This is a genomic window from Streptomyces sp. NPDC102514 (assembly GCF_055584525.1).
The window spans coordinates 145,624-166,155 of record NZ_JBVJLW010000007.1; the positions used below are offsets into that span (position 1 = coordinate 145,624).

At 70.6% G+C, this 20,532-nt stretch carries 19 protein-coding genes and 6 tRNA genes; 9 read left to right on the forward strand and 16 right to left on the reverse strand.

Annotated features, from left to right (window positions below):
* Positions 1–47 precede the first annotated feature (47 nt).
* Entirely contained in the window at positions 48–2,525 is a 2,478-nt protein-coding gene (locus tag ACZ60E_RS19565; RefSeq protein WP_469441954.1) for an SCO7613 C-terminal domain-containing membrane protein, read from the forward strand.
* A 526-nt stretch (positions 2,526–3,051) separates the two neighbouring features.
* Here the strand turns inward: ACZ60E_RS19565 and ACZ60E_RS19570 are convergent.
* The 7 genes from ACZ60E_RS19570 to ACZ60E_RS19600 form a co-directional block, all read right to left on the reverse strand.
* Positions 3,052–5,808, reverse strand: a complete 2,757-nt coding sequence (locus ACZ60E_RS19570) for an exo-rhamnogalacturonan lyase family protein (RefSeq protein ID WP_469441957.1) — start codon at positions 5,806–5,808, stop codon at positions 3,052–3,054.
* 102 nt (positions 5,809–5,910) lie between these two features.
* Positions 5,911–6,522, reverse strand: a complete 612-nt coding sequence (locus ACZ60E_RS19575) for a hypothetical protein (protein ID WP_469441959.1) — start codon at positions 6,520–6,522, stop codon at positions 5,911–5,913.
* 7 nt (positions 6,523–6,529) lie between these two features.
* Positions 6,530–7,453: a carbohydrate ABC transporter permease gene (locus tag ACZ60E_RS19580; protein ID WP_469441961.1), complete on the reverse strand. Its 924-nt coding sequence runs from the start codon at positions 7,451–7,453 to the stop codon at positions 6,530–6,532.
* Positions 7,450–8,421, reverse strand: coding sequence for a carbohydrate ABC transporter permease (locus ACZ60E_RS19585; RefSeq protein WP_385834937.1), 972 nt, complete (start codon positions 8,419–8,421; stop codon positions 7,450–7,452). The genes ACZ60E_RS19580 and ACZ60E_RS19585 overlap by 4 nt, the downstream gene beginning before the upstream one ends.
* Positions 8,421–9,710, reverse strand: a complete 1,290-nt coding sequence (locus ACZ60E_RS19590) for an ABC transporter substrate-binding protein (RefSeq protein WP_469441963.1) — start codon at positions 9,708–9,710, stop codon at positions 8,421–8,423. Before ACZ60E_RS19590 ends, ACZ60E_RS19585 begins: the two co-directional genes overlap by 1 nt.
* 794 nt (positions 9,711–10,504) lie before the next feature.
* A tRNA-Val gene (locus tag ACZ60E_RS19595) sits at positions 10,505–10,576 on the reverse strand.
* A gap of 69 nt (positions 10,577–10,645) precedes the next feature.
* The gene (locus ACZ60E_RS19600; RefSeq protein ID WP_384810232.1) at positions 10,646–11,080 is read right to left on the reverse strand and encodes a TIGR02611 family protein; all 435 of its coding nucleotides are present in this window, start codon (positions 11,078–11,080) and stop codon (positions 10,646–10,648) included.
* Between the two features lie 191 nt (positions 11,081–11,271).
* Here ACZ60E_RS19600 and ACZ60E_RS19605 point away from each other — a divergent pair, with 191 nt between their 5' ends.
* Entirely contained in the window at positions 11,272–11,685 is a 414-nt protein-coding gene (locus ACZ60E_RS19605; RefSeq protein WP_003959770.1) for an SsgA family sporulation/cell division regulator, read from the forward strand.
* 515 nt (positions 11,686–12,200) lie between these two features.
* A complete protein-coding gene (locus tag ACZ60E_RS19610; RefSeq protein ID WP_384810235.1) occupies positions 12,201–12,758 on the forward strand; it encodes a CGNR zinc finger domain-containing protein in 558 nt (185 codons plus the stop codon).
* 41 nt (positions 12,759–12,799) lie between these two features.
* Here the strand turns inward: ACZ60E_RS19610 and ACZ60E_RS19615 are convergent, their stop codons facing one another.
* Entirely contained in the window at positions 12,800–12,952 is a 153-nt protein-coding gene (locus tag ACZ60E_RS19615; protein WP_189772695.1) for a hypothetical protein, read from the reverse strand.
* Positions 12,953–13,149: 197 nt separating this feature from the next.
* The gene (locus ACZ60E_RS19620; protein WP_385834938.1) at positions 13,150–13,596 is read right to left on the reverse strand and encodes a hypothetical protein; all 447 of its coding nucleotides are present in this window, start codon (positions 13,594–13,596) and stop codon (positions 13,150–13,152) included.
* A gap of 290 nt (positions 13,597–13,886) precedes the next feature.
* Between ACZ60E_RS19620 and ACZ60E_RS19625 the strand changes: the two genes are divergently transcribed.
* Positions 13,887–14,411 carry a DsbA family protein gene (locus ACZ60E_RS19625; RefSeq protein WP_469441964.1) on the forward strand — a complete coding sequence of 175 codons (525 nt, stop codon included), beginning with the start codon at positions 13,887–13,889 and terminating at the stop codon, positions 14,409–14,411.
* 28 nt (positions 14,412–14,439) lie between these two features.
* Here ACZ60E_RS19625 and ACZ60E_RS19630 read toward each other — a convergent pair whose 3' ends face one another.
* The 3 genes from ACZ60E_RS19630 to ACZ60E_RS19640 all read right to left on the reverse strand — a co-directional run bounded on the left by ACZ60E_RS19630 (position 14,440) and on the right by ACZ60E_RS19640 (position 17,403).
* Positions 14,440–15,264, reverse strand: coding sequence for a GNAT family N-acetyltransferase (locus ACZ60E_RS19630; RefSeq protein WP_469441966.1), 825 nt, complete (start codon positions 15,262–15,264; stop codon positions 14,440–14,442).
* Positions 15,265–15,436: 172 nt separating this feature from the next.
* On the reverse strand, positions 15,437–16,258 hold the full coding sequence (locus ACZ60E_RS19635; protein ID WP_469441968.1) for an aminotransferase class IV: 822 nt from the start codon (positions 16,256–16,258) through the stop codon (positions 15,437–15,439).
* A gap of 38 nt (positions 16,259–16,296) precedes the next feature.
* The gene (locus ACZ60E_RS19640; protein ID WP_469441970.1) at positions 16,297–17,403 is read right to left on the reverse strand and encodes a chorismate-binding protein; all 1,107 of its coding nucleotides are present in this window, start codon (positions 17,401–17,403) and stop codon (positions 16,297–16,299) included.
* A 156-nt stretch (positions 17,404–17,559) separates the two neighbouring features.
* On the opposite strand from ACZ60E_RS19640, the gene ACZ60E_RS19645 reads away from it, so the two are divergent.
* The 5 genes from ACZ60E_RS19645 to ACZ60E_RS19665 all read left to right on the forward strand — a co-directional run bounded on the left by ACZ60E_RS19645 (position 17,560) and on the right by ACZ60E_RS19665 (position 18,043).
* Positions 17,560–17,632, forward strand: a tRNA-Gly gene (locus ACZ60E_RS19645).
* A 39-nt stretch (positions 17,633–17,671) separates the two neighbouring features.
* Positions 17,672–17,745 (forward strand) — tRNA-Cys (locus ACZ60E_RS19650).
* A gap of 1 nt (position 17,746) precedes the next feature.
* Positions 17,747–17,818, forward strand: a tRNA-Val gene (locus ACZ60E_RS19655).
* 23 nt (positions 17,819–17,841) lie between these two features.
* Positions 17,842–17,913, forward strand: a tRNA-Val gene (locus ACZ60E_RS19660).
* Between the two features lie 55 nt (positions 17,914–17,968).
* Positions 17,969–18,043, forward strand: a tRNA-Val gene (locus ACZ60E_RS19665).
* A gap of 61 nt (positions 18,044–18,104) precedes the next feature.
* Here ACZ60E_RS19665 and ACZ60E_RS19670 read toward each other — a convergent pair.
* The 4 genes from ACZ60E_RS19670 to ACZ60E_RS19685 all read right to left on the reverse strand — a co-directional run bounded on the left by ACZ60E_RS19670 (position 18,105) and on the right by ACZ60E_RS19685 (position 20,420).
* Positions 18,105–18,401, reverse strand: a complete 297-nt coding sequence (locus ACZ60E_RS19670) for a TFIIB-type zinc ribbon-containing protein (protein WP_384810254.1) — start codon at positions 18,399–18,401, stop codon at positions 18,105–18,107.
* Positions 18,402–18,475: 74 nt separating this feature from the next.
* Positions 18,476–19,423 (reverse strand): aminoglycoside phosphotransferase family protein, encoded by a 948-nt coding sequence (locus ACZ60E_RS19675; RefSeq protein ID WP_469441973.1) that lies wholly within the window; start codon positions 19,421–19,423, stop codon positions 18,476–18,478.
* Positions 19,424–19,703: 280 nt separating this feature from the next.
* The gene (locus ACZ60E_RS19680; protein WP_107019729.1) at positions 19,704–19,913 is read right to left on the reverse strand and encodes a hypothetical protein; all 210 of its coding nucleotides are present in this window, start codon (positions 19,911–19,913) and stop codon (positions 19,704–19,706) included.
* A 240-nt stretch (positions 19,914–20,153) separates the two neighbouring features.
* Positions 20,154–20,420, reverse strand: a complete 267-nt coding sequence (locus ACZ60E_RS19685) for a hypothetical protein (protein WP_384810261.1) — start codon at positions 20,418–20,420, stop codon at positions 20,154–20,156.
* Positions 20,421–20,532: the final 112 nt, after the last annotated feature.

Sequence of the window (20,532 nt, forward strand, 5' to 3'; positions counted from 1 at the left end):
CATGGCTGCCCAGGACGGATCTGAGTACGACCTGAGTACGTACGCTCATGCCGTGGGACGTGACCCGGACCACACTCCAAGGCATGACGAACATTCCGCCGCCGGCCGAGGAGTTGCGGATCCTCGACCACGAGCTGTGGCAACTGGACGCCCGCAGGGCCCAGTTGCTGGCCCGCCGGATCTGGCTGCTCAATGTGCTCCGGTCGGCCGGGCCTCAGACGGCCCCCGTCCATGTCCCGGCCGCCTGGCCGCCCCGCGCTCCCGGGCCCCGACGCCCGGAGGCCACGGCCCCCGGTGTGCAGAACGTGCTGCTCGTGCTCGGCGGTGTCCTGCTGACCATCGCGGCCATCGCGTTCACGCTGGTGAGCTGGGGCGACATGGGCATCGCCGGACGGTCGGCGGTCCTCGGCGCGGTCACCGCGGCCGCGCTCGCCGCGCCGGTGCCGCTGCTGAAGCGCGGCCTCCGTTCGACGGCGGAATCGGTGGCGGGCCTCGGCCTCGCGCTGACGGTGCTCGACGCGTACGCCCTGCACGAGGTCGCCCTCTCCACGGTGGACGGCACCGGTTACGCGGCAGCGGCGGCGGCGCTCCTGGCCGCGCTGTGGACGGCGTACGGCCGTGTGCTCGGCGACCTGCGACTGCCCCTCCCGGCAGCCGTGGCATCGGCCCAACTCCCCCTGCTGCTCTGGGCGGTGGCGGCCGACGCGGGGGCCCACCCGATCACGGCAGCGCTCCTGGTGACGGCCGCGTCGGACACCGCGCTGGCGCTCTCCGTCCCCGTGCGCTCCATCCGGCCCGTACGGATCGTCGCCGCCGTCGGCGCGTACGGGACGGGCGCCTTCGGCGTCCTGGCGGCCGGCGTCCTCATGCTGGACGCCCCCGGTCCGAGCGCCGCCGCCCGTGCGGCGGCGCTCCTCGCCCTCGCCGCGGCGATCGCGCTCGGGGCCGCATGGCGTGCCCCCGAGGCGCGGGCCGCTCTCGGCCTCGCGTCGGCCGGCGGTCTGATCGCCGTCGCCGCGGCGGGCGGCGTGCTCCGTACGGTCCTGCCCGGTGTGTGGACGGTCCCGGCCTGCCTGGCCTGCGCGATCGCCCTGCTGTCGGTACGCGGAACCTGGCTGCCCGGGACCGTACGCCGTGGCCTGTTCTGGTCCTCCGTCACGGTGCAGGCGCTCGCCGTGGCCGAAACCCTGCCCCTCGTCCTCCTGACCCTGTTCGGCCCGGCCGGCTGGGCCGCTCATGCCTGGTCCGGCGCGCCGTCGGACGCCCGCGACGCGGTGACGGTCTCCGCGCCGTGGATGTCCGGCACGGAGAGCGCTCCGCTGGTGCTGGCGGCGGTGGCGGCGGTGCCGGCCCTGACGTTCCGGAGCGGCGCGCGGCGCCCCTTCGCCCTGAGCGGGGCACTGCTCCTCGCCTGGTCCGCGGCCCTGCCCCTCCCCGCCATCGCACAACTCCCCTACGCGGCGGCCCTGGTGGCGCACGGCGCGATCACGGTGGCCGTGCCGGCGGCAGCGGCGTACACGTCCGCGACCGTCGACCACCCCCCGGCGGCCGGCCGACGCGTGCCTCTGCTCCCGACCACCGCGCTCTGCCTCGCGCTCCTCGGCTCACTGCACCTGGTGGCCCTCTCCCTGGCCTCCGAAGCGGCGACACTGGCCGTGCTCGCAACCCTGACCGCGGTGTTCGCGTCGGCGGCGGCCCTGCGCAAGGGGACGAACCTCAGGGCCGTCACGACCGCCACCGCGCTCGTGTACGCCACGGCGCTCGCCTGTGCCACGGGCGTGTCCCTCGGCTGGCAGCCGCAGCACATCGCGCTGCTCGTCCTGGTGGTGCCGGCCGTCGCGGCGGTGCTCGCGCCCCGGTTCGGCGATCGCGCGACGACGGTGTCCACCGAAGTCACGGGAGCCGTCGCGGGACTGCTGGCGATCGACCTCGCGACCGCCGAACTGCCCGTCCTCGCTCTGGTCCTGGCCCTGTGCGGCGTGATCGCCGCGGGCACGGCCGTACGCGAGGACCGCAGGCGGGTCGGCCATGCGGCGGCCGTGCTGTTCGTCCTGGCCGCGTGGGTCCGGCTGGCCGCGTGGGACGTCGGCGCCCCGGAGGCGTACACGCTGCCGGTGACCGTGCCCGCGCTGCTCCTCGGGTACGTCCGCAGGAGCCGTGACGCGGAGGCCTCGTCCTGGACGGCGTACGGTCCCGGCCTCTCGGTGACCCTGCTGCCGAGCCTCCTGGCCGTATGGGGCGACGCGAACTGGCTGCGCCCCCTGCTGCTGGGCTCCGCGGCACTGGCCGTCACCCTCGTCGGCGTCCGGCACCGCCTCCGGGCCCCGCTCGTCCTGGGCGGCGCCACGCTGATCCTGGTCGCCCTCCACGAACTGGCCCCGTACATCGCCCAGGCCATGGGCGCGGTCCCCCGCTGGGCCCCACCCGCCCTGGCCGGCCTCCTGCTCCTGACCCTGGGCGCCACCTACGAACAACGCCTACGGGACGCACGACGGGTCAAGGACGCCCTTGGCCGCATGCGCTGAAGCCGCTGTCTGGACGGTGCCGCCCCACCCCCGGGGGGGCCGTCCCACCGGGGGAAACCGCCCCCGCGGGGAGTCGCCCCGCCAGGGGCGCTCCCGAGGGGCGCGGGGAACTGCGCGGCCAGCCACAACGGACCCGCACCCGAACGCCCCTCCCCTGAGGGGGCACAGCGCACTGCGGGTACGTGAGCCGCTGCGCGTGCGTCGTGGCTGGTCGCGCAGTTCCCCGCGCCCCTAAAAGGCGCCACGGCTGGCGCACCCGACAGAGGGCTCAGCCTCGCAAGGGCGCAGCGCACTGCGGGTACGTGAGCCGGCGCGCGTGCGTCGTGGCTGGTCGCGCAGTTCCTCGCGCCCCTAAAGGGCGCCGAGGCGGGCGCACCTGACAGGGGGCTCAGCCCCACAGCGGCGCAGCGCACCGCCGGCGCGCGTGCGTCGTGGTCGGGCGCGCAGTTCCTCGCGCCGCTGAAGGGCGCCGAGGCGGGCGCACCCAGCCACAGCGGACCCGCCCCCCCAACCCCCCGCGGCAGCGTCACGGCATCTGGTCGCCGATCAGGGCCAGATTCTGGATCGCCGCCAGCCCGTACAGCGCCGTCGTGTTCGTCGACACCCAGGGCGCCTCGCTGCCGGCGACGAGCCCCACCGGTCCCGTCACCTCCTTCGTGGACCAGTCCGTCGACTCCTTGTAGTCCCACGTGTCGGCGCTGTTGTAGAACTGCCGCCACGCCCGCGCGGCGAGCGCGTCGTCGCCCAGTTCGACCGCCGCGTACGCGTCCTGCCGCGAGTGTCCCTGGAACAGCAGCAGCGACCCGAAGTCGGACCCGTAACGGGCCTTCTGTTCGGCCTTGGTGGCGTTGAAGTACCGGCAGTAGTCGAGCCACGCCTCCTTGAACTCCGGCATGTCGATCTGGTCGAGCAGTTCGGCGTTCAGTTCGACCAGCCCGAACATCGCCGAGAGGTGCGAGACCCCCACCACGGCCGAGCCCGCGACGGCGAACTTCCCGGTGTCCAGGTCGTACAGCGCGCTGCCCTGGACGAATCCGTTCGGCTGCGCGGCGATGGTCTCCATCGTGGACAGCACGCGTGCCCGCGCCTTCTCCCACTTCGGCCCGCGCCGCTCCCATTCGGTGAGCCACGCCGACACGAGCCCGCTCCAGTCGGTGCCGAAGCCGATGGAGAGGGCGTTGCGGTCGGGCTCGTACGGCTCGGTGCGGATCTTGCGGATCGGGTCGAGCACGAGGAACGTCTCGTCGGAGTCGACGTTGGCGTGCATGAGGTCGCCGACGCGTTCGTCCCCGGTGAGGAAGTAGTAGTAGCGCCGGTAGGTCGTGTTGGCGATGCGCTGCTGCTTGGCGCTGTCGGCGTAGTGCTGGACGCCGTGCCGGGTGCCGAGGCCGACCCACTGTCCCAGGTGGTAGACGTCGACCTCGCCGGTGTGCCGGGTCATGGCCTCCGCGAAGCGGAAGATGTCGGCGCGCCCGGAGCGCATGTAGGCGAACCAGAGCCACAGGTCGGGCGACAGCTCGGAGTTGTCCCAGGCGTAGCCGCCGACGTCGTAGCACCACTGGTGACGGCTCGGATCGTACGTGTGCATGATGTCGCCGTAGTCCCAGAAGCCGTACCACCTACGCATCTCCACCTGGTCCTTGTAGTAGGTGAAGAGGAAGTCGAGATGGTCCTCGATCTTCGCCTTGGCGGCGGTGGAGCGGTCCGGTTCGGCGAAGAGCCGGCCGAAGACGCCCGCCTTGACGAGGTGTCCCGGTGGAGCGGCGAGCTGCGCGGGCTTGCGTACGGCGGCCACCTGTTTGGCCGTCGCCGCGGCGCTGGGGGTCGACTCATGGGCCCAGAAGAGGAGTTCGCTGGTGCGGGCGATGCCGTAGGGGGTGCCGAAGCCGGGCTCGTAGTCCTCGTAGGTGATGTTGAGGCCTTCGAGCTGTTCGGGGTACGTGTCCTGGCCCATGCCGTCGTGGTAGAAGCGCAGGTCCATGGGCTGCGACTCGGGCGACCAGAGCCACAGGGTGACCTCGGCCTCGTCGGTCTGGGCGTCGCGGATGTCGAGCTGGGCGGGGAACTTCTCCCAGAAGTCCCGCAGCCCGAAGGCGAGTCCGCCGCTGGCGCCGCCCACGTACCCGAAGCCGCTGGCCCGCCGGCCGCCGCCCGCGGAGATCCAGCCGTGCCCCTTCTTGGTGCGCTTGCGCACGCCGAAACCGTCGGCCGACAGCTGCGAGAGGGTGTAGTCGCCCCATTCGGGGATGTACTGGAGCCGGGTGGTCACCCGCTGGTCCCAGGTCGACGGGTCGGGCAGCTTCTGTCCCTCGAACTGGGCCGTCCGGACGGCCGCGCCCGGGTCCCGGCGCAGCCCGGTGATGCCCTTGACCGCCTCGCGCAGCAGCCCGGTCCCCTCCCCGCCGATCCGGATGTGCCGGTCGTACGCGGCATCGCGCATCGGCACCTTGAAGCGCACGCCGATACCGCGGATGAAGTCGCCGCTCGCCTTTCCGGGCTCCTGGGTGCCGTCGAAGGTGATCGTGTGCACCATGCGGAACGACTCGCCGCCCGCGTAGAAGTAGAGCCGCACCGAGAAGGGCAGCCAGCTCCGGCCGCCCTTGCGGTGCTTGCCGTCGATGCGGACCACGGCGCGGACAGGCCCGTCCTGCTCGACCTCGGTCTCCGCGATGACGCTCTCGAACCGCTCGTACTTCTCGGCGCCCTGGTCGCCGTCCTCGATCTCGGGCTGGCGCAGCAGGACGAGACGGCCGTCCTTGGCGATCTCCGTCGAGCCGCGGACGACGGACTTGACGAGGGTGGCCCCGCTCTTGCCGATCTTCGCGGTGATGACCCCGGTCGAGACGGTGATGGTGCCGCCGCCGCTGCCGACCGTGATCTTCTTCTCCGGGGCGGCGGGCGTACCCGCGTCGAGGGTGAGCTTTCCGCTGCCCGCCCCCGGGCCGACCGCGTGCGCGGTCCACTTCAGGGAGCCGTCGGGCCAGTAGCCGATCGGCCAGGACTGCACGGGCACGGCCCTGCCGTCGGCGTCGGTCAGCGCGAACGTCTGGTCCTTGTCGTACGCGCCCTTCGGCCAGGGCACGCCCACGGTCGAGCCGGGGGCCTCGCCGAGGCCGCCGTCCTCCAGCCAGTCCAGGGTCACCGGGTCCGCGTCGGCGGCCTCGGTTCTCGGGGCGGCCTGCGCGGCCCGGGCGTCCTGCGCGCCCAGGGCCCAGCTGAACTGGGCGGCGGCTCCGGCGACGGCGGCCGCCTTGAGGAGGGACCTGCGGGGGATGGGGGACATGGCCTTTCCTTTCCTTGCGAGGAGGTCAGGTGCATGACAGAGAGAGGTACGGCGCCGGGCGCCGACCTTGTGCGAAGTGGTCAGGACCGTCGGGACGGCCGGTCAGCGGCGTCGGCGCCCGCGTTCCTCCACGGCGAGGGCCGCCGCCGCGACGGCCCCGAGGACGGGGATCGCCAGCGGCGGCACGAACCAGCCGGAGACGGCCACGACCGCCAGTCCGCCGACGAGCAAGAAGGACCCGGCGGGGTCCAGGACCGTACGGCGTCCGGCGGCGCCGAGCAGTTCCCGCCACCGGGCGCCCGGCTCCCAGACGGCCGCCGCGCGCAGCCCGGCGACGGCCAGCCCGATCAGCGCGAACAGCCCCACGGCCCCGACGAACGGACCTCCCGGAATCCCGGCGCGCACGGCCTGGACGTCCACCCACACCGCGAGGGCCGCGGCCCACCCGGCGAGCCCGGCGGCCCACCCGCCGCGCACGGCCAGGCGGAAGTCCGCGACGAACTCCCGCCAGCCGCCCGACTCATGGCCCGTACGCCGTCGCAGGTGCCGTGCCCCGGCCGCGAACGCGGCCGGGTAGGTGACGACGGCCAGCGAGGCCACCGCGATCCACACCCCGGTGAGCAGACACTCGGCGAAGAGCGCGAACCGCTCGGCGAAGGCGGATTCACGTCGCGTGACAGCGGCCGTACGGGCCTTCGTGCGCGTCTGGGTCATGACCTGTTCAGCCCTTCAGACCGGAGGTCGCCATACCGTCGATGAGGTAGCGCTGGAAGGCGAGGAAGAACGCCAGCACGGGCAGCAGCGCCACCAGTGACATGGCGATCATGCCGCCGTAGTTGGCGACGCCCTCCTGGTCGCGGAACATCATCATGCCGAGGGAGACGGTGTACTTGGCGGGCTCGTTGAGGTAGATCAGCGGGCCCATGAAGTCGTTCCAGGCGTTGATGAAGGTGAAGATCGCACTGGTGATGAGGGCCGGGCGGCACAGCGGCAGCACGATCGACCAGTAGATCCGCAGATGCCCACAGCCGTCGAGCCGTGCCGCCTCGTCCAGTTCCCTGGGCAGGTTCCGCATGAACTGCACCATGAGGAAGACGAAGAACGCCTCGGTGGCGAGGAACTTGCCGATCAGCAGCGGCACGTACGTGTTGATCAGTTCCATCTTCTGGAACATCACGTACTGCGGGATCAGCAGCACGTGGTACGGCAGCAGCAGGGTGCCGATCATCAGCGAGAACATCAGGTTGCGCCCGGCGAACCGGATACGGGCGAACGCGTACGCCGTCAGCGAGCAGGAGACCAGGATGCCGACGACGGAGCCGAGCGCGTAGAAGAGCGAGTTCTGGAAGAACGTGGCGATCGAGATGTCCGCGATGCCGTCGGCCAGCCCCTTGAAGTTCTGCAGGATCGGGCTGGTCGGGAAGAGCTGCAGACTGCCGATGATCTCCCGGCTGGGCTTGAACGAGGCGCCGATGACCCAGACGACGGGGTAGAGGACGACCGCGAGGACCAGCAGGGCGCCGAGGTGCCAGACGAGCGACCCGCCGGTCCTCCGCCCGAGCGCCAGGGGCTTGCGTGGCGGTGCGGTCTTCGTACCGGTGCCATTACTCGTGGACACGCCGGTGGTCGTGGTGGTGGTGCTCATCGGGAGGCCTCCTCGTAGTGCACCCATCGCTTCTGGGACCAGAAGAGGACGACCGTCACCAGGGCCACGGCGAGCAGCAGCATCCAGGCCATCGCCGAGGCGAAGCCCATCTGGGCCTCCTTGAAGCCCTTCTGGTACAGGTAACAGGTGTAGACGAGCGTGGAGTCGGCCGGTCCGCAGGATGCGTTGGAGACGACGTACGCGGAACCGAAGATCTGGAACGAGTGGATGGTCTCCAGCAGCACGTTGAAGAACAGCACCGGGGAAATCATCGGCAGGGTGATGCTCCAGAACCGTTTGAACGGTCCCGCGCCGTCGACCTCGGCCGCCTCGTACAGTTCCTTGGGCACCTGCTTCAGACCGGCGAGGAAGATGACCATGGGGGCGCCGAACTGCCAGACGGTGAGCGCCACCAGGCTGTAGAGCACCCAGTCCGGGTTCCCGACCCAGCCGCCCACGTCGAATCCGAAGAACGACTGCGTACGGTCCACGGCGGCGTCGTCGGAGAACAGCGCGCGCCATACGAAGCCGATGGACACGCTCGCGCCGATCAGCGAGGGGGCGTAGAACGCGGCCCGGTAGAAGGCCTGTCCGCGGCGGCTCTGGGCGAGCAGCAGGGCGACCCCGAGCGCGAGGAGCAGTTTCAGCGGGGTGCCGATGATGACGTACTTCGCCGTCACCTCGACCGACTTCTGCCACCGGGGGTCGTCGAACATCCTGGTGAAGTTGTCGAAGCCGATCCACTTCGGGGAGTCGAAGAGGTTGTAGTCGGTGAACGCGAAATACAGCGATGCGGCCATGGGCCCCGCGGTCAGCAGCAGAAAGCCGGCGATCCAGGGGGACATGAAGAGGTAGCCGGCCAGGTTCTCCCGGCGGCCCCGCCGCTTCACGGCGACGGGGCGGCCGGGACGCTTCGCCGGGGCATCCGGCGGAGAGTCCTTGATGAGCGTCGTCACTGCTGTTCCCATCAGGTGGCGAGGGCGGTCTTCGCCTCGGAGAAGAACTGCTTGACCGCGTCGGAGACCTTGGTCTTGCCCGTCGACATGTCACTGGCGACCCGCAGGAACGCGGCTTCCACGGTGTCGGCGCCCGCCGGGTGCGGTGTGATCGTGCCGAGCAGTCCGGCCTCGGCGACGTCCGCCTCGTACTTCGCGATCGCCTGGTTGGGGGCGTCTTCCGGCTTGTACGCGTCGAACTGCTCGGTGGTGGAGAGGAGGCCGCGGTCGTAGCCCATGATCTTGCCGACCTCGGGGTCGTGCACCATGAAGGAGATGAACTGCGCGACCTCCTTCGGGTGCTTGGTCCGCGCGAAACCGCTCAGCATGAGTGAGCCGAGGTACTGGCCGGTCTCCTTGCCGTCGGTCGTGGGGATCGGCGCCAGACCGTAGCTGCTGTCGCCCTCCGTGGCGTAGCGCACGGTGAAGTTGTCCCAGGTGAACTCGGACGCGCCGTCCCCGGAGGCCAGCGCCGACTTGGGCTTGAGCTGCTCGACCTTCTTCGGGTCGGTCACGATGCCGGCCTTGACGCGGTTGTAGCCGTCCTGCCACCACTCCGTCAGATCGGTCTCCTCGAAGCCGAGTCCGTCCTCGGTGAAGAACGCCTTGCCGTTCTGCCGCAGATAGAGGTCGTAGAGGTACATGATCCCGAAGTAGCCGGTGTCGCCCGCGACCTTCTGGGTGTCATGGATCTTCTTGAGCGCGGCGAAGTACTCGTCCCAGGTCCAGCCCTGTTCGGCCTTCACCCCGGCGGCCTTGAAGACTTTCTCGTCGATGACGAGTGACATGGTGTTCGAGCCGACGGGTACGCCGAGGAGTTTTCCGTCGACCTCGCCGACCTTCTCCACTCCGGCGCGGAAGTTCTTGAGGTCCAGATTTCCCGCGTCCACTTGCGACTTGAGGTCAAGCAGAACACTTCTCTTGTCGTACTTCCGCAGGAATGCGACCGCGTTCTGGAATACGTCCGGTGGATTTCCGCCCGCGGCCTGAGTCTGGAACTTCTCCCAAAAGGCCACGTAATCCTGGAAGTCCGTCTTCACCTTGATCTTCGGGTACTTCTTCTCGAAGAGCTTGATGGACTGGTTGATGCGCTTGGCCCGCTCCTCGGCACCCCACCAGGCGAAGCGGATCTCGACCGTGCCGTCGCCCGATCCACCGCTGTCACCGCCACAGCCCGTGGTCGCGGCCAGCCCCGCCGTCGCGAGCGACGCCCCGGCCGCCTTGAGGACCGTCCGCCTCTCGACACTCCCGTTTATCCCCACAGTCGGGCCTCCTTGCGACGTCGCTGTCCGCTGCCATGAATCGTTTCAAGTAAGCGCTTGCTGGCACAAGGTACGGAGGCCCTTCGCGGGCGTCAATGATTCGGACAGGAATTGATGTGAAGCGGCTCGCGCGGGCCTGAGCGTGAACTGGGGCGAATTGACTACGGAGTTGGGCGACTCCGCAGGTAGGGCGGGGTGGGTCGGGTGGTCGAACGGGAATGTCGGGGGGTGGGGGTTTGGGGAGGGGGGCTGAAAGGGGTGGGGTGCCGGGTTGCCGGGCCGCCTGGGAGGGGGATCGCCTCTGAGGCGGCTTCCTTGGGGAGGGATTCTGCAGGGAGGGTCCACCGAGGGTTTCCGCGGGGCCGGAGTGTGCGGGGGCTGTCGCCCGAGAGGGTCTGGGGCAGGTGGTGCGCGGGGTCGCCTGTCGCTTCGGCGGTGTGTCTTTGGAGGTGAAGCGACTGGTCGGGGGCCGTGTGCCGCCTGGGGCGGCCTCGGGCTAGCTCCTCGCGCCCTTTCCGGGACGGGGGCTCGACCGGGTCCGGGGCGGGTCGTACAGCCTGCCCCGCGGGCCTTCTTGGCGGCAGCGGGCGAGTCTCGCGCCCCTCGGGGCCGGAGTCGCTCCGGGTCGCGATCCGTGACCTGCGTTTGTGGCCACTGGACGCACGTCACCGCTGGACCGCGAGGTGCGGCTGCGGCTGGACTTCCGGTGGCTGACCGGGGGGCGTGTTGCCCGGAACGGCGATAGGCGGCTTGGGTCCACGGATTACGTGGACCCAAGCCGCCTATCGGCAGTGTGGGCGATACTGGGATCGAACCAGTGACCTCTTCGGTGTGAACGAAGCGCTCTCCCGCTGAGCTAATCGCCCGGGCGCAGGAAGAAGATTACCCCATGTCAGGGCGTGCGCCCGACCGGCCCGTGAGCGCGTGAACCGCCGCTACTCCTTGATGTTCCACGGCATCTCGATGCCGAACTTCCACACGTACACCCCGACCAGTACCGCGATGATCACCAGCCCGATGGTCGTCAGGATGATGTTGCGGCGCCGGACCTTCGGGTCGAGAGCCTTCTGTGTGGCCTCGGTGACTTTGCGTTTCGTCCAGCGGAGCACCAGCTGCGCCCAGACGAACTCGGTCGCCCAGATCGCCATACCGCCGAAAATCACCAGCCAGCCCGGACCGGGCAGCGGCAGCATGATCACTCCGGCCACGACGACCGCGAGACCTACTACGAACACACCCACCTGCCAGCTCAGGTGCAGCATGCGGCGTGCCTTGATGAATTGCGGCGCACGGGATCCGAGCGCCGGCTCGCTCTTGGTTTCGTCGGCCGCCATGGCGACCTCCCCCGTTCGGTCACTCCCCGTATTCATACGGCCAAACCCTACCGGACGGAAACCGGTCACCGGAATGGTCGTAGTACGCGAACGAGGACTCGGCCGGATGAGGTACCTAAAGACACGCAAAACACTCAGAGGGGTTTACAACGGCACCGTAGGTGGCATGTCGATTTCGCCGACGTGCGAATCCCCGAGCGCACACTGAGCGAAAGGCCCTGGCGCTTATGAACACCACGGTCAGCTGCGAGCTGCACCTGCGCCTCGTTGTGTCGAGCGAGTCCTCTCTGCCTGTCCCCGCAGGCCTGCGGTACGACACGGCCGATCCCTACGCCGTGCACGCCACCTTCCACACCGGAGCGGAGGAGACTGTCGAGTGGGTGTTCGCCCGCGACCTTCTCGCCGAGGGCCTGCACCGGCCCACCGGTACCGGCGACGTCCGAGTCTGGCCGTCCCGCAGTCATGGTCAGGGCGTCGTGTGCATCGCCCTGAGCTCTCCGGAGGGCGAAGCTCTGCTGGAGGCCCCTGCGCGGGCCCTGGAGTCGTTCCTCAAGCGAACCGACGCCGCCGTGCCTCCCGGCACGGAACACCGGCACTTCGATCTCGATACGGAGCTCTCACACATCCTGGCCGAAAGCTAGGACGAGGCTTCGTACCAAGCCGCCCGGCGCCGTCCACTCGGGGAGACGGCTCGGGCTCAGACAACCGCATATGGATGACATGGGCGCCGTCTCCGCGTTAGCCCGCGGGGGCGGCGCCTGTGTTGTGCGCTTGGGCCTTGTTGCGGCTGCGTGGGGGTGGGGGGTGGGGGTGACCGTCGTACGTTCCCTGGCCGCCGCCCTGCGCTGAGCGCGCCGTTCCCCGCGCCCCTGGGTGCGTGGGGGTGGACGTCGCATGGCCCCTGCACGCCGTCCCGGGCTGAGCGCGCCGTTCCCCGCGCCCCTCGGTGGGTGGGGGTGACCGTCGTACGATCCCTCGCCGCCGTCCTGGGCTGAGCGCGCCGTTCCCCGCGCCCCTGGGCGCGTGGGGGTGCGGGGCGTGTGGATCGGGGTCGTCCGCCTGCGTGCTGTCGGGGCGCCGTCGCTTCGGGCGGGAGCCGCTAGCATCGGCCAGCATCGGCGGGCGGTTGCCCGACCTTCAGGCCAGGGAGCGAAACGTGCTGATCACCCACGACACCCGGTGCGCCCTCGACACCGTGGTCGATCTGGTGAACACCGCACCGGAGGACGACACCCCGGACGGACTCGCGAACCTCGCGGCGCTGCTCGACTTCGTGCGAAAACACGCCATGAGTGATGTCGGGACCCTGTCCGAGCTCGATCTGTCGGCGGTGCGCCGGATTCGGGGGCGCTTCGCCGCGGTCTTCGCCGCCCCGGACGCCCGGACCGCCGCCTCGCTCATCAACGAACTGGTCGCCGCCGCCGGAACCACTCCGCGTCTCACGAACCATGACGGCTACGACTGGCACGTGCACTACTTCGCGCCCGGCGCGTCCGTCGCCGATCATCTCGCCGCGGACTGCGGCATGGCACTGGCGTTCTTCGTGGTGGCCGGAGAAGAGGAGCGGCTGCGCCGCTGTGAGGCACCGGACTGCCGACGTGCCTTCGTCGACCTCTCCCGCAACCGCTCCCGCCGCTACTGCGACAGCCGCACCTGCGGAAACCGCCTACATGTGGCCGCGTACAGGGCACGGCGCAAAGAAGCGGCAGGCTGACGGAGTCCTCAGCGGGTGGCGCCGGGGACTCCGCATACGGCTCAGAGCAGCAGCAGATCGTGCAGCGAAGCCATGAGCAGCAAACAGCCGATCACCGCAAGGAAGATCATCAGCGGTGGCTGAGAAAGCGCGAAGAGACAACCCCGCCGTTCCTCGGGAGGAACAACGGTGTCGCTCTGGGTTGTGTCCAGCATCTCGCCGCGATGATGACGCAGCCGAGAGGCCCTACGCGATCAACACGCCCGGATTATGGGGGAGTTAGCCGAAATCCGTGACACGATGTTCCACGATCTGGGATACGCGTGTGCGAGCGGGCCTTCATGGAGCGCGGCCGGGTGTTCGTCCGGCTCTCTGTGGCGAATCAGGAGATCCTCGCGTGCCGCCGCATTCTTCATATCCCGTGCTTTTTCAGGATGGCTTCGATGTCGCTGAAGTCCTCCCCCGCCGGGGCCTTGCGCGGCTTGCTCTCGGGACGGGCCGCGGGACGGGCCGCCGCCGGGCCCAGCGAGGGGGCCGAGGCCGCCGGAGCCACCGCCTCGCGCTGCGCGGCCCTGGCAGCCCTGCGCTCCTTGCGGGTCCCGCCCGTACGCCGCTCCACGGCGCGCGTGGTCATGAACAGCAGCCAGGCCGCCCCGAGCACGCCGACACCGGCCCAGGCGGTCGGACTGAACGCCGTGTCGGCCGCCCATTCGACGACCCCGGTCATCACCAGACCGAGCGGGACCAGCGAGTACGCGGCAAGGCGGGCCGCGGTCAGGAAACGCTTGCGGTACGCGGTGACCGCGGCGATGCCCAGGCCTGCCGCGGCGACGGCGGAACAGACGGTCTCGGCAATCATCCGGTCCTCCAGGCGGGGCGGGTGGGTCGGTCGGGGGCACTTCGTCCCTTCCATCCTGCACCGCCGCACGCCCGGTATGCCATGGTCCGGGGAGACCTCAGGGACATCTCCGGGTCGGGTCCTCCTGAGGTGCCGGTCCAGGCTGCCGGTCCAGGTGGCCGGTCCATGGCGAGGCATCGCCGGGGAGAATCGCGGTCGGCGCCCACCGGCTGCAGGGCGGACCGGGCGGACCCGGGGTCGCCCGGAGGTCCCGGTTGGGGCACGTGGGCCCCGGCTGGGAGACTGGCCCCATGAGCGACTCCTCCCCCGCCCGCCCCGCCGTCCCCGTACTGGACATCTGGTGCGAACTGCAGTGCCCGGACTGCCGCAGTGCCTTCGACGACCTGCGCGCGCTGCGTGCCCGCTACGGCGACCGGCTGGAGCTGCGGCTGCGGCATTTCCCGCTGGAGAAGCACAAGCACGCGTTCGCGGCGGCCCAGGCCGCCGAGGAGGCCGCGGAACAGGGCAAGGCCTGGCCGTACGTCGAGGCGGTGCTGGAGCGGGTGTCGGAGCTGGACCGCGACGGGGAGGCGGTCCTCCTCGATGTGGCCCGCGGGCTCGGCCTGGACGTCGAGGAGTTCGACACGGCCCTGATCGACGGCCGGCACATCCTGATCGTCGACGCCGACCAGGCCGAGGGCAAGGCGATCGGCGTGACCGGCACGCCGACGTACGTCATCGACGGCGAGCGCCTCGACGGCGGCAAGAGCCAGGACGGGCTGCGCGAGCGCGTCGAGGAGATCGTGGACCGGCTGCTGGCCGGGCAGGAGTCCTGACGCCCGCCCTCTCAGGGGGCTCCCGCGGCTACAGCAGGTCTTTGTAGAAGTGGTACGTGGTCGTCCCGTAGCCGAGTGACTCGTAGAGCCGCTCGGCCGGGGTGTTGCCCGCGAAGACGTTCAGGCGGACACCGGCGTGTCCGGCGTCGAATGCCCGTACCTCCGCCAGCAGCATCAGCGAGCGGCCGTGCCCCCGGCCCCGGTGTTCCTCGTCGGCATCGACGCGGTAGACGAACGCCCATCCGTCACGCGCCGCCACCCACAGCACACCCACCGGAGTTCCGTCGTGCTCCAGGACGTCGAGGTCCGAGCCCGCGCTGCCGGCCCCGTCCGGCAGCAGAGTGGCGTAGTCCTGATCGGCCTTGGCGCGGGCCTCGGCCTCGGGCATCCCCCCGGCGATCCACTCCTGGGTGTAGGCCTCCTTGACCCGCACCACCCAGGAGTCGAACTCGGTCTCCGTCATGGGGCGTCCCCGGCTGCCGGCCGGGAGTTCGGGTGCGGTCGCGCCGAGCCGCTTCTCCAACGCGCGGTTGCGGACCACGTAACCGAGGGCCGTCGCGAGTCGCAGGGCCCGCGCCGCGTCGGCGGGTACCGACACCTCGATGCGCCGGCAGCCCCAGCCGCGCGCCACCTCCTCCGCGGCGAGCGCGGCCACCGTGCCCCGGCCGCGCCCCCGGTCCGGCTCCTCGATGCCCAGTTCACGGATCCGGGCGACGGGCGGTCCGGAACCGGGGTCGGTGGCGAGATGTATCGCGCCCACGGGACGGCTGTTCACACACACCGTGTAGTGACGGGAGAGCGCCCCGTCGGCGTCGCGCTGAAGCGGCTCGGTCGGCCGCAGGGTGGTGGTCATCAGGGGTGTTGTACCCGTCCGGACGCCCTCACGCCATCGAGTTCGGCCGACGGTTCCGACGAGCGCCCGCACGACGACCGGCGCGGAGATCCGGACAGCGATCGGTCCGGGGATCCGGACAGCGATCGGTCCGGGGATCAAGTCAGCGATCGCCGCACGGTGACGGTGCGGCTCAGGGGTCGAGGTCGTCGGCCGCCCGCTCGGTGAAGATCCGCATGGCCTTCGCGGTCACCGGGCCCGGCGCGCCCGGCAGTTCGCGGTCGTCGACCCGGTGCACGGCCTGTACGTCGCGCAGCGTCGAGGTCAGGAAGACCTCCTCGGCCCGCTCCAGGACGTCCAGCGGGAGGTCGGTCTCCTTGGCGCCGGTCCATTCGACGGTGAGGGCGCGGGTGATGCCCGCGAGGCAGCCGGAGGCGACGGGCGGGGTGTGGATCTCACCGTCGAGGACGACGAAGACGTTGGACCCCGTGCCCTCGCAGAGCTGCCCGACCGTGTTCGCGAACAGCGCCTCGGACCCGCCGTGCTCACGCGCGCGGGCGAGGGCGACGACGTTCTCGGCGTACGACGTCGTCTTGAGGCCCGTCAGCGCGCCGCGCTCGTTGCGGGTCCAGGGGACGGTGATCACGGCGGTGGAGTCGGGGCGGCGGCCGGACTCCGCCAGCGCCACGACCAGGGTCGGCCCCTGCTCCCCGCGGTCCGAGCCGAGCGGCCCGTGCCCGCCGGTGTACGTGATCCGCAGGCGGCCGAGCCGCATGGGATTGGCGTCCAGGACGGCCGCGCACGCCCTGAGCAGCTCGTCGCGGTCGGGCTCGGGCAGTCCGAGGCCGCTCGCCGAGCGTGCCAGGCGGTCGAGGTGTCTGGTGAGCGCGAAGGTGCGCCCGTCGGTCGCCTTCACCGTCTCGAAGACGCCGTCGCCCACGGTCAGCCCGTGGTCGAACACGGAGACGCGGGCCGACTCGCTGTCCTGCAGCCCGCCGTCGAGCCAGATCTTCACTGAACCTCACCTCACGAGAACGACGAGAACGTGCCGGGTCACCGGCCTGACCTGCTTCCCCGGCCGGAGACTCCGGGGGCGCGCGCGGAGGTGAGCCCACCCGCCTCACCCGCGTCGTACGCCCCTGGGTACTCCCCCGACGCTACAGCGAGCAGCCGGGCGGCCTTCAGCTCGGTCTCCTCCCACTCGCGCCGGGGATCCGAGCCCCACGTGATGCCCGCGCCGGAGCCGAAGCGCAGCACGCCTTCGGCCCGGTCGATCCAGAAGGTGCGGATCCCGACGGCCAGTTCCGCGGTGCCGCGGTCGGCGTCGACCCAGCCGATGCCGCCGCAGTACGGCCCGCGGGGGGCCGTCTCCAGTTCTTCGATGATCCGCAGGGCGCTGGACTTGGGGGCGCCGGTGACGGATCCGGGCGGGAAGGCCGCGCCCAGCAGCTCCGGCCAGCCCACGTCCTCGCGCAGTTCGCCGCGGACGGTGGAGACGAGGTGGACGAGGCCCGGGTGCTTCTCGACGACGCACAGGTCGGGCACGGTCACACTGCCCGTGGCACACACCCGGCCCAGGTCGTTGCGGACCAGGTCCACGATCATCACGTTCTCGGCGTGGTCCTTTTCGAGGAGGTCCGCCTCGGTGCGGCCGGTGCCCTTGATCGGACCCGACTCGACGACACGGCCGGTGCGGCGCAGGAAGAGTTCCGGGGACGCGGTGGCTATCTCGACCCCGTGGCCGGGCAGACGAATCGTTCCGGCGTACGGGGCCGGGTTGCCGCGTGCCAGCAGGGCGGTCAGCGCGTCCACGTCGGCGTCCGGGGCGATGGGCGCGGACAGGACCCGGCAGAGGTTCGCCTGGTACACCTCGCCGGTCGCGATGAGCTCCCGTATGCGGCGTACACCCGCCGTGTACGCGGCGCGGTCGAGCGACGACGTCCAGTCGCCGGCGGCGGGTCCCGTCCACTCCCCCGGCACCGGAGCCGGTACGACCTCGCGCCGTACGTCCGCGAAACGGGCACAGACGACACGGCCCTCGAAGTCGGCGCTCACGGCCCAGAAGCCACTGGAGTCGAGGGCCGCGGGGTCGTCCGTGACATCGACGAGGCCGGTCGCGACGAGGCCGCCGAAGCGGGCGAGAGCTGGGAGGTCGTGCACAACCGTGAGTCTATGGTGGGTGACCTGCGGGTGCCTCGGCCGTGTCCTGGAGCGGGCGTAACGCAGCACGCTGCGCAAACGCGTTTTTGTGCTGGCCCCGGTATCCGCTAGAGTTCAACACGTCGCCGGGACGCGAGAGCCGACCGGAAACGACAAGCGGACGTAGCTCAGTTGGTAGAGCGCAACCTTGCCAAGGTTGAGGTCGCCAGTTCGAACCTGGTCGTCCGCTCGCAGGAAGTGGGGGATCTTCCCGACCCCCCGCACTCCTGGTGGAGTGGCCGAGAGGCGAGGCAACGGCCTGCAAAGCCGTCTACACGGGTTCAAATCCCGTCTCCACCTCCAAGGACGATTAGCTCAGCGGGAGAGCGCTTCCCTGACACGGAAGAGGTCACTGGTTCAATCCCAGTATCGTCCACTGATCCGGTTCGCCGGGTTCCCGCGCGATTAGCTCAGCGGGAGAGCGCTTCCCTGACACGGAAGAGGTCACTGGTTCAATCCCAGTATCGCGCACGCAGTACAGACAGTACGAAGGACGAGCAGTACGCATCACCAGCAGGTCCCACCCGCGCGATTAGCTCAGCGGGAGAGCGCTTCCCTGACACGGAAGAGGTCACTGGTTCAATCCCAGTATCGCGCACCAGCCGAAGCCCCCGGCCGTCTCGTACGGTCGGGGGCTTCGTCGTGTTCCGGGTCGGACCGGATCAGGAGGAGAAGAGCATGTGACCGAAGCTCTTCTGACGCTTGTGGCCATAGTGGCCACCGTGCCCGCCATGACCGCCGTGCTGCGGCGCGCCCCAGGCGGGTGCGGGGGCGGACGGGTAGGCCTGCGGGGCGCCCTGCGGCGGCGGGCCGGGCTGCGACCACTGGCCCTCCATGCGGGTCAGCGACTCCAGCTCGCCGTAGTCGAGAAAGATCCCGCGGCAGCCGCTGCACTGCTCGATCTGGACACCATTGCGGTTGTACGTGTGCATCGGCGCATGGCACTTCGGACACTGCATGCTCGGCTCAACTCCTCGCCTGTCGGTACTGCTTCCGCCAGGACAGACTCTGTCCGGCTGCGGTCGGTTGCACCCTACGTCGCGTAGTCTCCCGCCAACTCCGGTGGGTGCGCTGCCATTCGGTCACATGCGTCGATCACGGACGTCTCGACCTCGTCCAACGGGCGCCCGGCCGCGACCGACTTGGCGATCGCCTGCGCCGCGGTCTGCACGCTCAGGGCGCGGGCCGGGACGTCGAGGGCCGGCCAGGGGTCGCTGTCCGCCGGGACGGCCGTACCCCCGGCCTTCCGGTACGCGGTGAGGAAACGCGTCCACTCGTCGGGCGCCAGGAGCCCGCAGGCGAACCAGGCCGCGGGACGGGCCAGGTCCCAGGCGGGATCGCCGAGGCCGAGGTCGTCGATGTCGATGAGTAGCCAGTCGCCGCAGCCCGACCGCACCAGCTGGCCCAGGTGGAGATCGCCGTGGCAGAGCGTGCCCAGGTCCGGCATCGGGGCCTCGTCCCGCGCCCAGGCGGGCAGGACGGCCCAGGCACGCAGCACGGGGGCCGCCGCCGGGTGCGGTCCCGCCGCCAGGAGGCGGGCGACCGCGCGGGCCGCCTTCGCCGGGCCACGCATGGGAGGCAGCCCGGACGGGAGGACGGCGTACGGAGTCCGGTGCAGCCGGGCGAGCAGGGCCGCGGCCTCCTCCCAGGGGGCGGCGTCCGGGTCGTCGCGGTCCACGGGAGTGCCGTAGGACCAGAAGGTGACCGGCCTGCCGTCCAGCTCGGCCGTGCCCGGTCCGTACGGCGGCAGGAGGATGCCGTCGAGCGCGGGGTGCGCGGCCACGGCCAGCCGCGCCGCGAGCTCCGTGGGGTCGGTGCCGGCGGCGTGCGCCTTCGCCACCGTGCCGCCGTGCCGGACCACGGTGCCGTCGGGCCGGTCGGCCAGCACGGAGGTGTCCGTACCGCAGACGCAGGTCTCCGCCGCAGGATGGGCGGCGGCCCGCACCTTCGCGCTGAGCGCGGGCAGCACATCTGCGGTCACTCGGGTCCCCCTCAGGTCGTACGTTCCCGGCCCCGTCCGGCCTTGTCCTTTTTCGGCTGGCCTTGTCCGGTTCCGTCCCCGGTCCCGTCGCGCGTGGGCGGGTCCACAGGATCTACAGGAGCGTACGCAGAAGATCTCAGGAGCCCGGGCGGGCAAAGCAATGCGGGCGCAGCTCCCCAGCTGCGCCCGCATCTTTTGCCGTCCGCCGCACCCCCGTCCCCACGGGGTTTCATGGCCGGATGTCCCCGCCCGGACCGCTCTTCCGGGCCTGGGGCGCCGCTCAGCGCCCCAGCATCACGCCCACGGACGACGCCTGTGTGACCACTGCCTCCCAGCCGCCGAAGACGACTACAAGCAGGGTGGCCAGAGGAAGAACCATGGCCGTCGCCACCAGGGGGTGGCGCCGACCGGACCGGCTGGGCCCGAACGCGGCGGTGTACGCCCTGCGTCCCTGTGTACGGATCATCGCCCGCGATGCCGTGTCAGCCATGGTCCCTCTCCTGACCGTTCTGTTGAAAAGCTCGTGGTGTCCGGCCTCTGACGACGCCGGACCTCTCATATCTGGCAGCGGCGGGTGTCTGACCTCGGGGGACGAGTGCTGCCACCCGCCGCTTGACAACAAATCTAGGCGGGAGGGGCGTGTGGGTCGTCATGCCCTCGTACCTATTACCGGGCCTCCCGGAGGATGAGCGGTGACCTGCGGAGTACTCCCCTGGGTGGAGAAGGCCTTCTAGGTCTCGGGGGTTTCCCTGAGGGGGCGTCCGGTCTGTTCCGAGCTGTCCTCCCTCGGGACCGGTTGTTCGACGAGTGCGAGCACCCGGGTGGACATGAAGCGGGCCGTACGCACGACTGATCCACTCCTGGTGACTTCGCTCACTTCGACCACCCCTCTGCGGACCGCCGTCTCCACCCGACGGCCCGCCCGGCTGGCCACCACCTCGTACGTACGGGTCGTGTCCCCCGCGTCGACCACTATCTCCACGCGATCACCCTTCACGGGCCCAATCCCCCTTCTGTGAGCGATGGTTGGGATTCCGCGCAGCTCAACGCCGCCGCAGTCCCCCGTCCCCTGACCACCTCTCAAGTTTCCCACCCGGCACTGACAATCG

Excerpts from the sequence above, each read along its gene's own strand:
- ACZ60E_RS19580 (WP_469441961.1), bottom strand. The coding sequence starts at position 7,453 with ATGAGCACCACCACCACGACCACCGGCGTGTCCACGAGTAATGGCACC.
- ACZ60E_RS19585 (WP_385834937.1), bottom strand. The coding sequence starts at position 8,421 with ATGGGAACAGCAGTGACGACGCTCATCAAGGACTCTCCGCCGGATGCC.
- ACZ60E_RS19570 (WP_469441957.1), bottom strand. The coding sequence starts at position 5,808 with ATGTCCCCCATCCCCCGCAGGTCCCTCCTCAAGGCGGCCGCCGTCGCC.
- ACZ60E_RS19605 (WP_003959770.1), top strand. The coding sequence starts at position 11,272 with ATGAACACCACGGTCAGCTGCGAGCTGCACCTGCGCCTCGTTGTGTCG.
- ACZ60E_RS19615 (WP_189772695.1), bottom strand. The coding sequence starts at position 12,952 with ATGCTGGACACAACCCAGAGCGACACCGTTGTTCCTCCCGAGGAACGG.
- ACZ60E_RS19625 (WP_469441964.1), top strand. The coding sequence starts at position 13,887 with ATGAGCGACTCCTCCCCCGCCCGCCCCGCCGTCCCCGTACTGGACATC.
- ACZ60E_RS19630 (WP_469441966.1), bottom strand. The coding sequence starts at position 15,264 with ATGACCACCACCCTGCGGCCGACCGAGCCGCTTCAGCGCGACGCCGAC.
- ACZ60E_RS19620 (WP_385834938.1), bottom strand. The coding sequence starts at position 13,596 with ATGATTGCCGAGACCGTCTGTTCCGCCGTCGCCGCGGCAGGCCTGGGC.
- ACZ60E_RS19600 (WP_384810232.1), bottom strand. The coding sequence starts at position 11,080 with ATGAATACGGGGAGTGACCGAACGGGGGAGGTCGCCATGGCGGCCGAC.
- ACZ60E_RS19565 (WP_469441954.1), top strand. The coding sequence starts at position 48 with ATGCCGTGGGACGTGACCCGGACCACACTCCAAGGCATGACGAACATT.
- ACZ60E_RS19670 (WP_384810254.1), bottom strand. The coding sequence starts at position 18,401 with ATGCAGTGTCCGAAGTGCCATGCGCCGATGCACACGTACAACCGCAAT.
- ACZ60E_RS19575 (WP_469441959.1), bottom strand. The coding sequence starts at position 6,522 with ATGACCCAGACGCGCACGAAGGCCCGTACGGCCGCTGTCACGCGACGT.
- ACZ60E_RS19680 (WP_107019729.1), bottom strand. The coding sequence starts at position 19,913 with ATGGCTGACACGGCATCGCGGGCGATGATCCGTACACAGGGACGCAGG.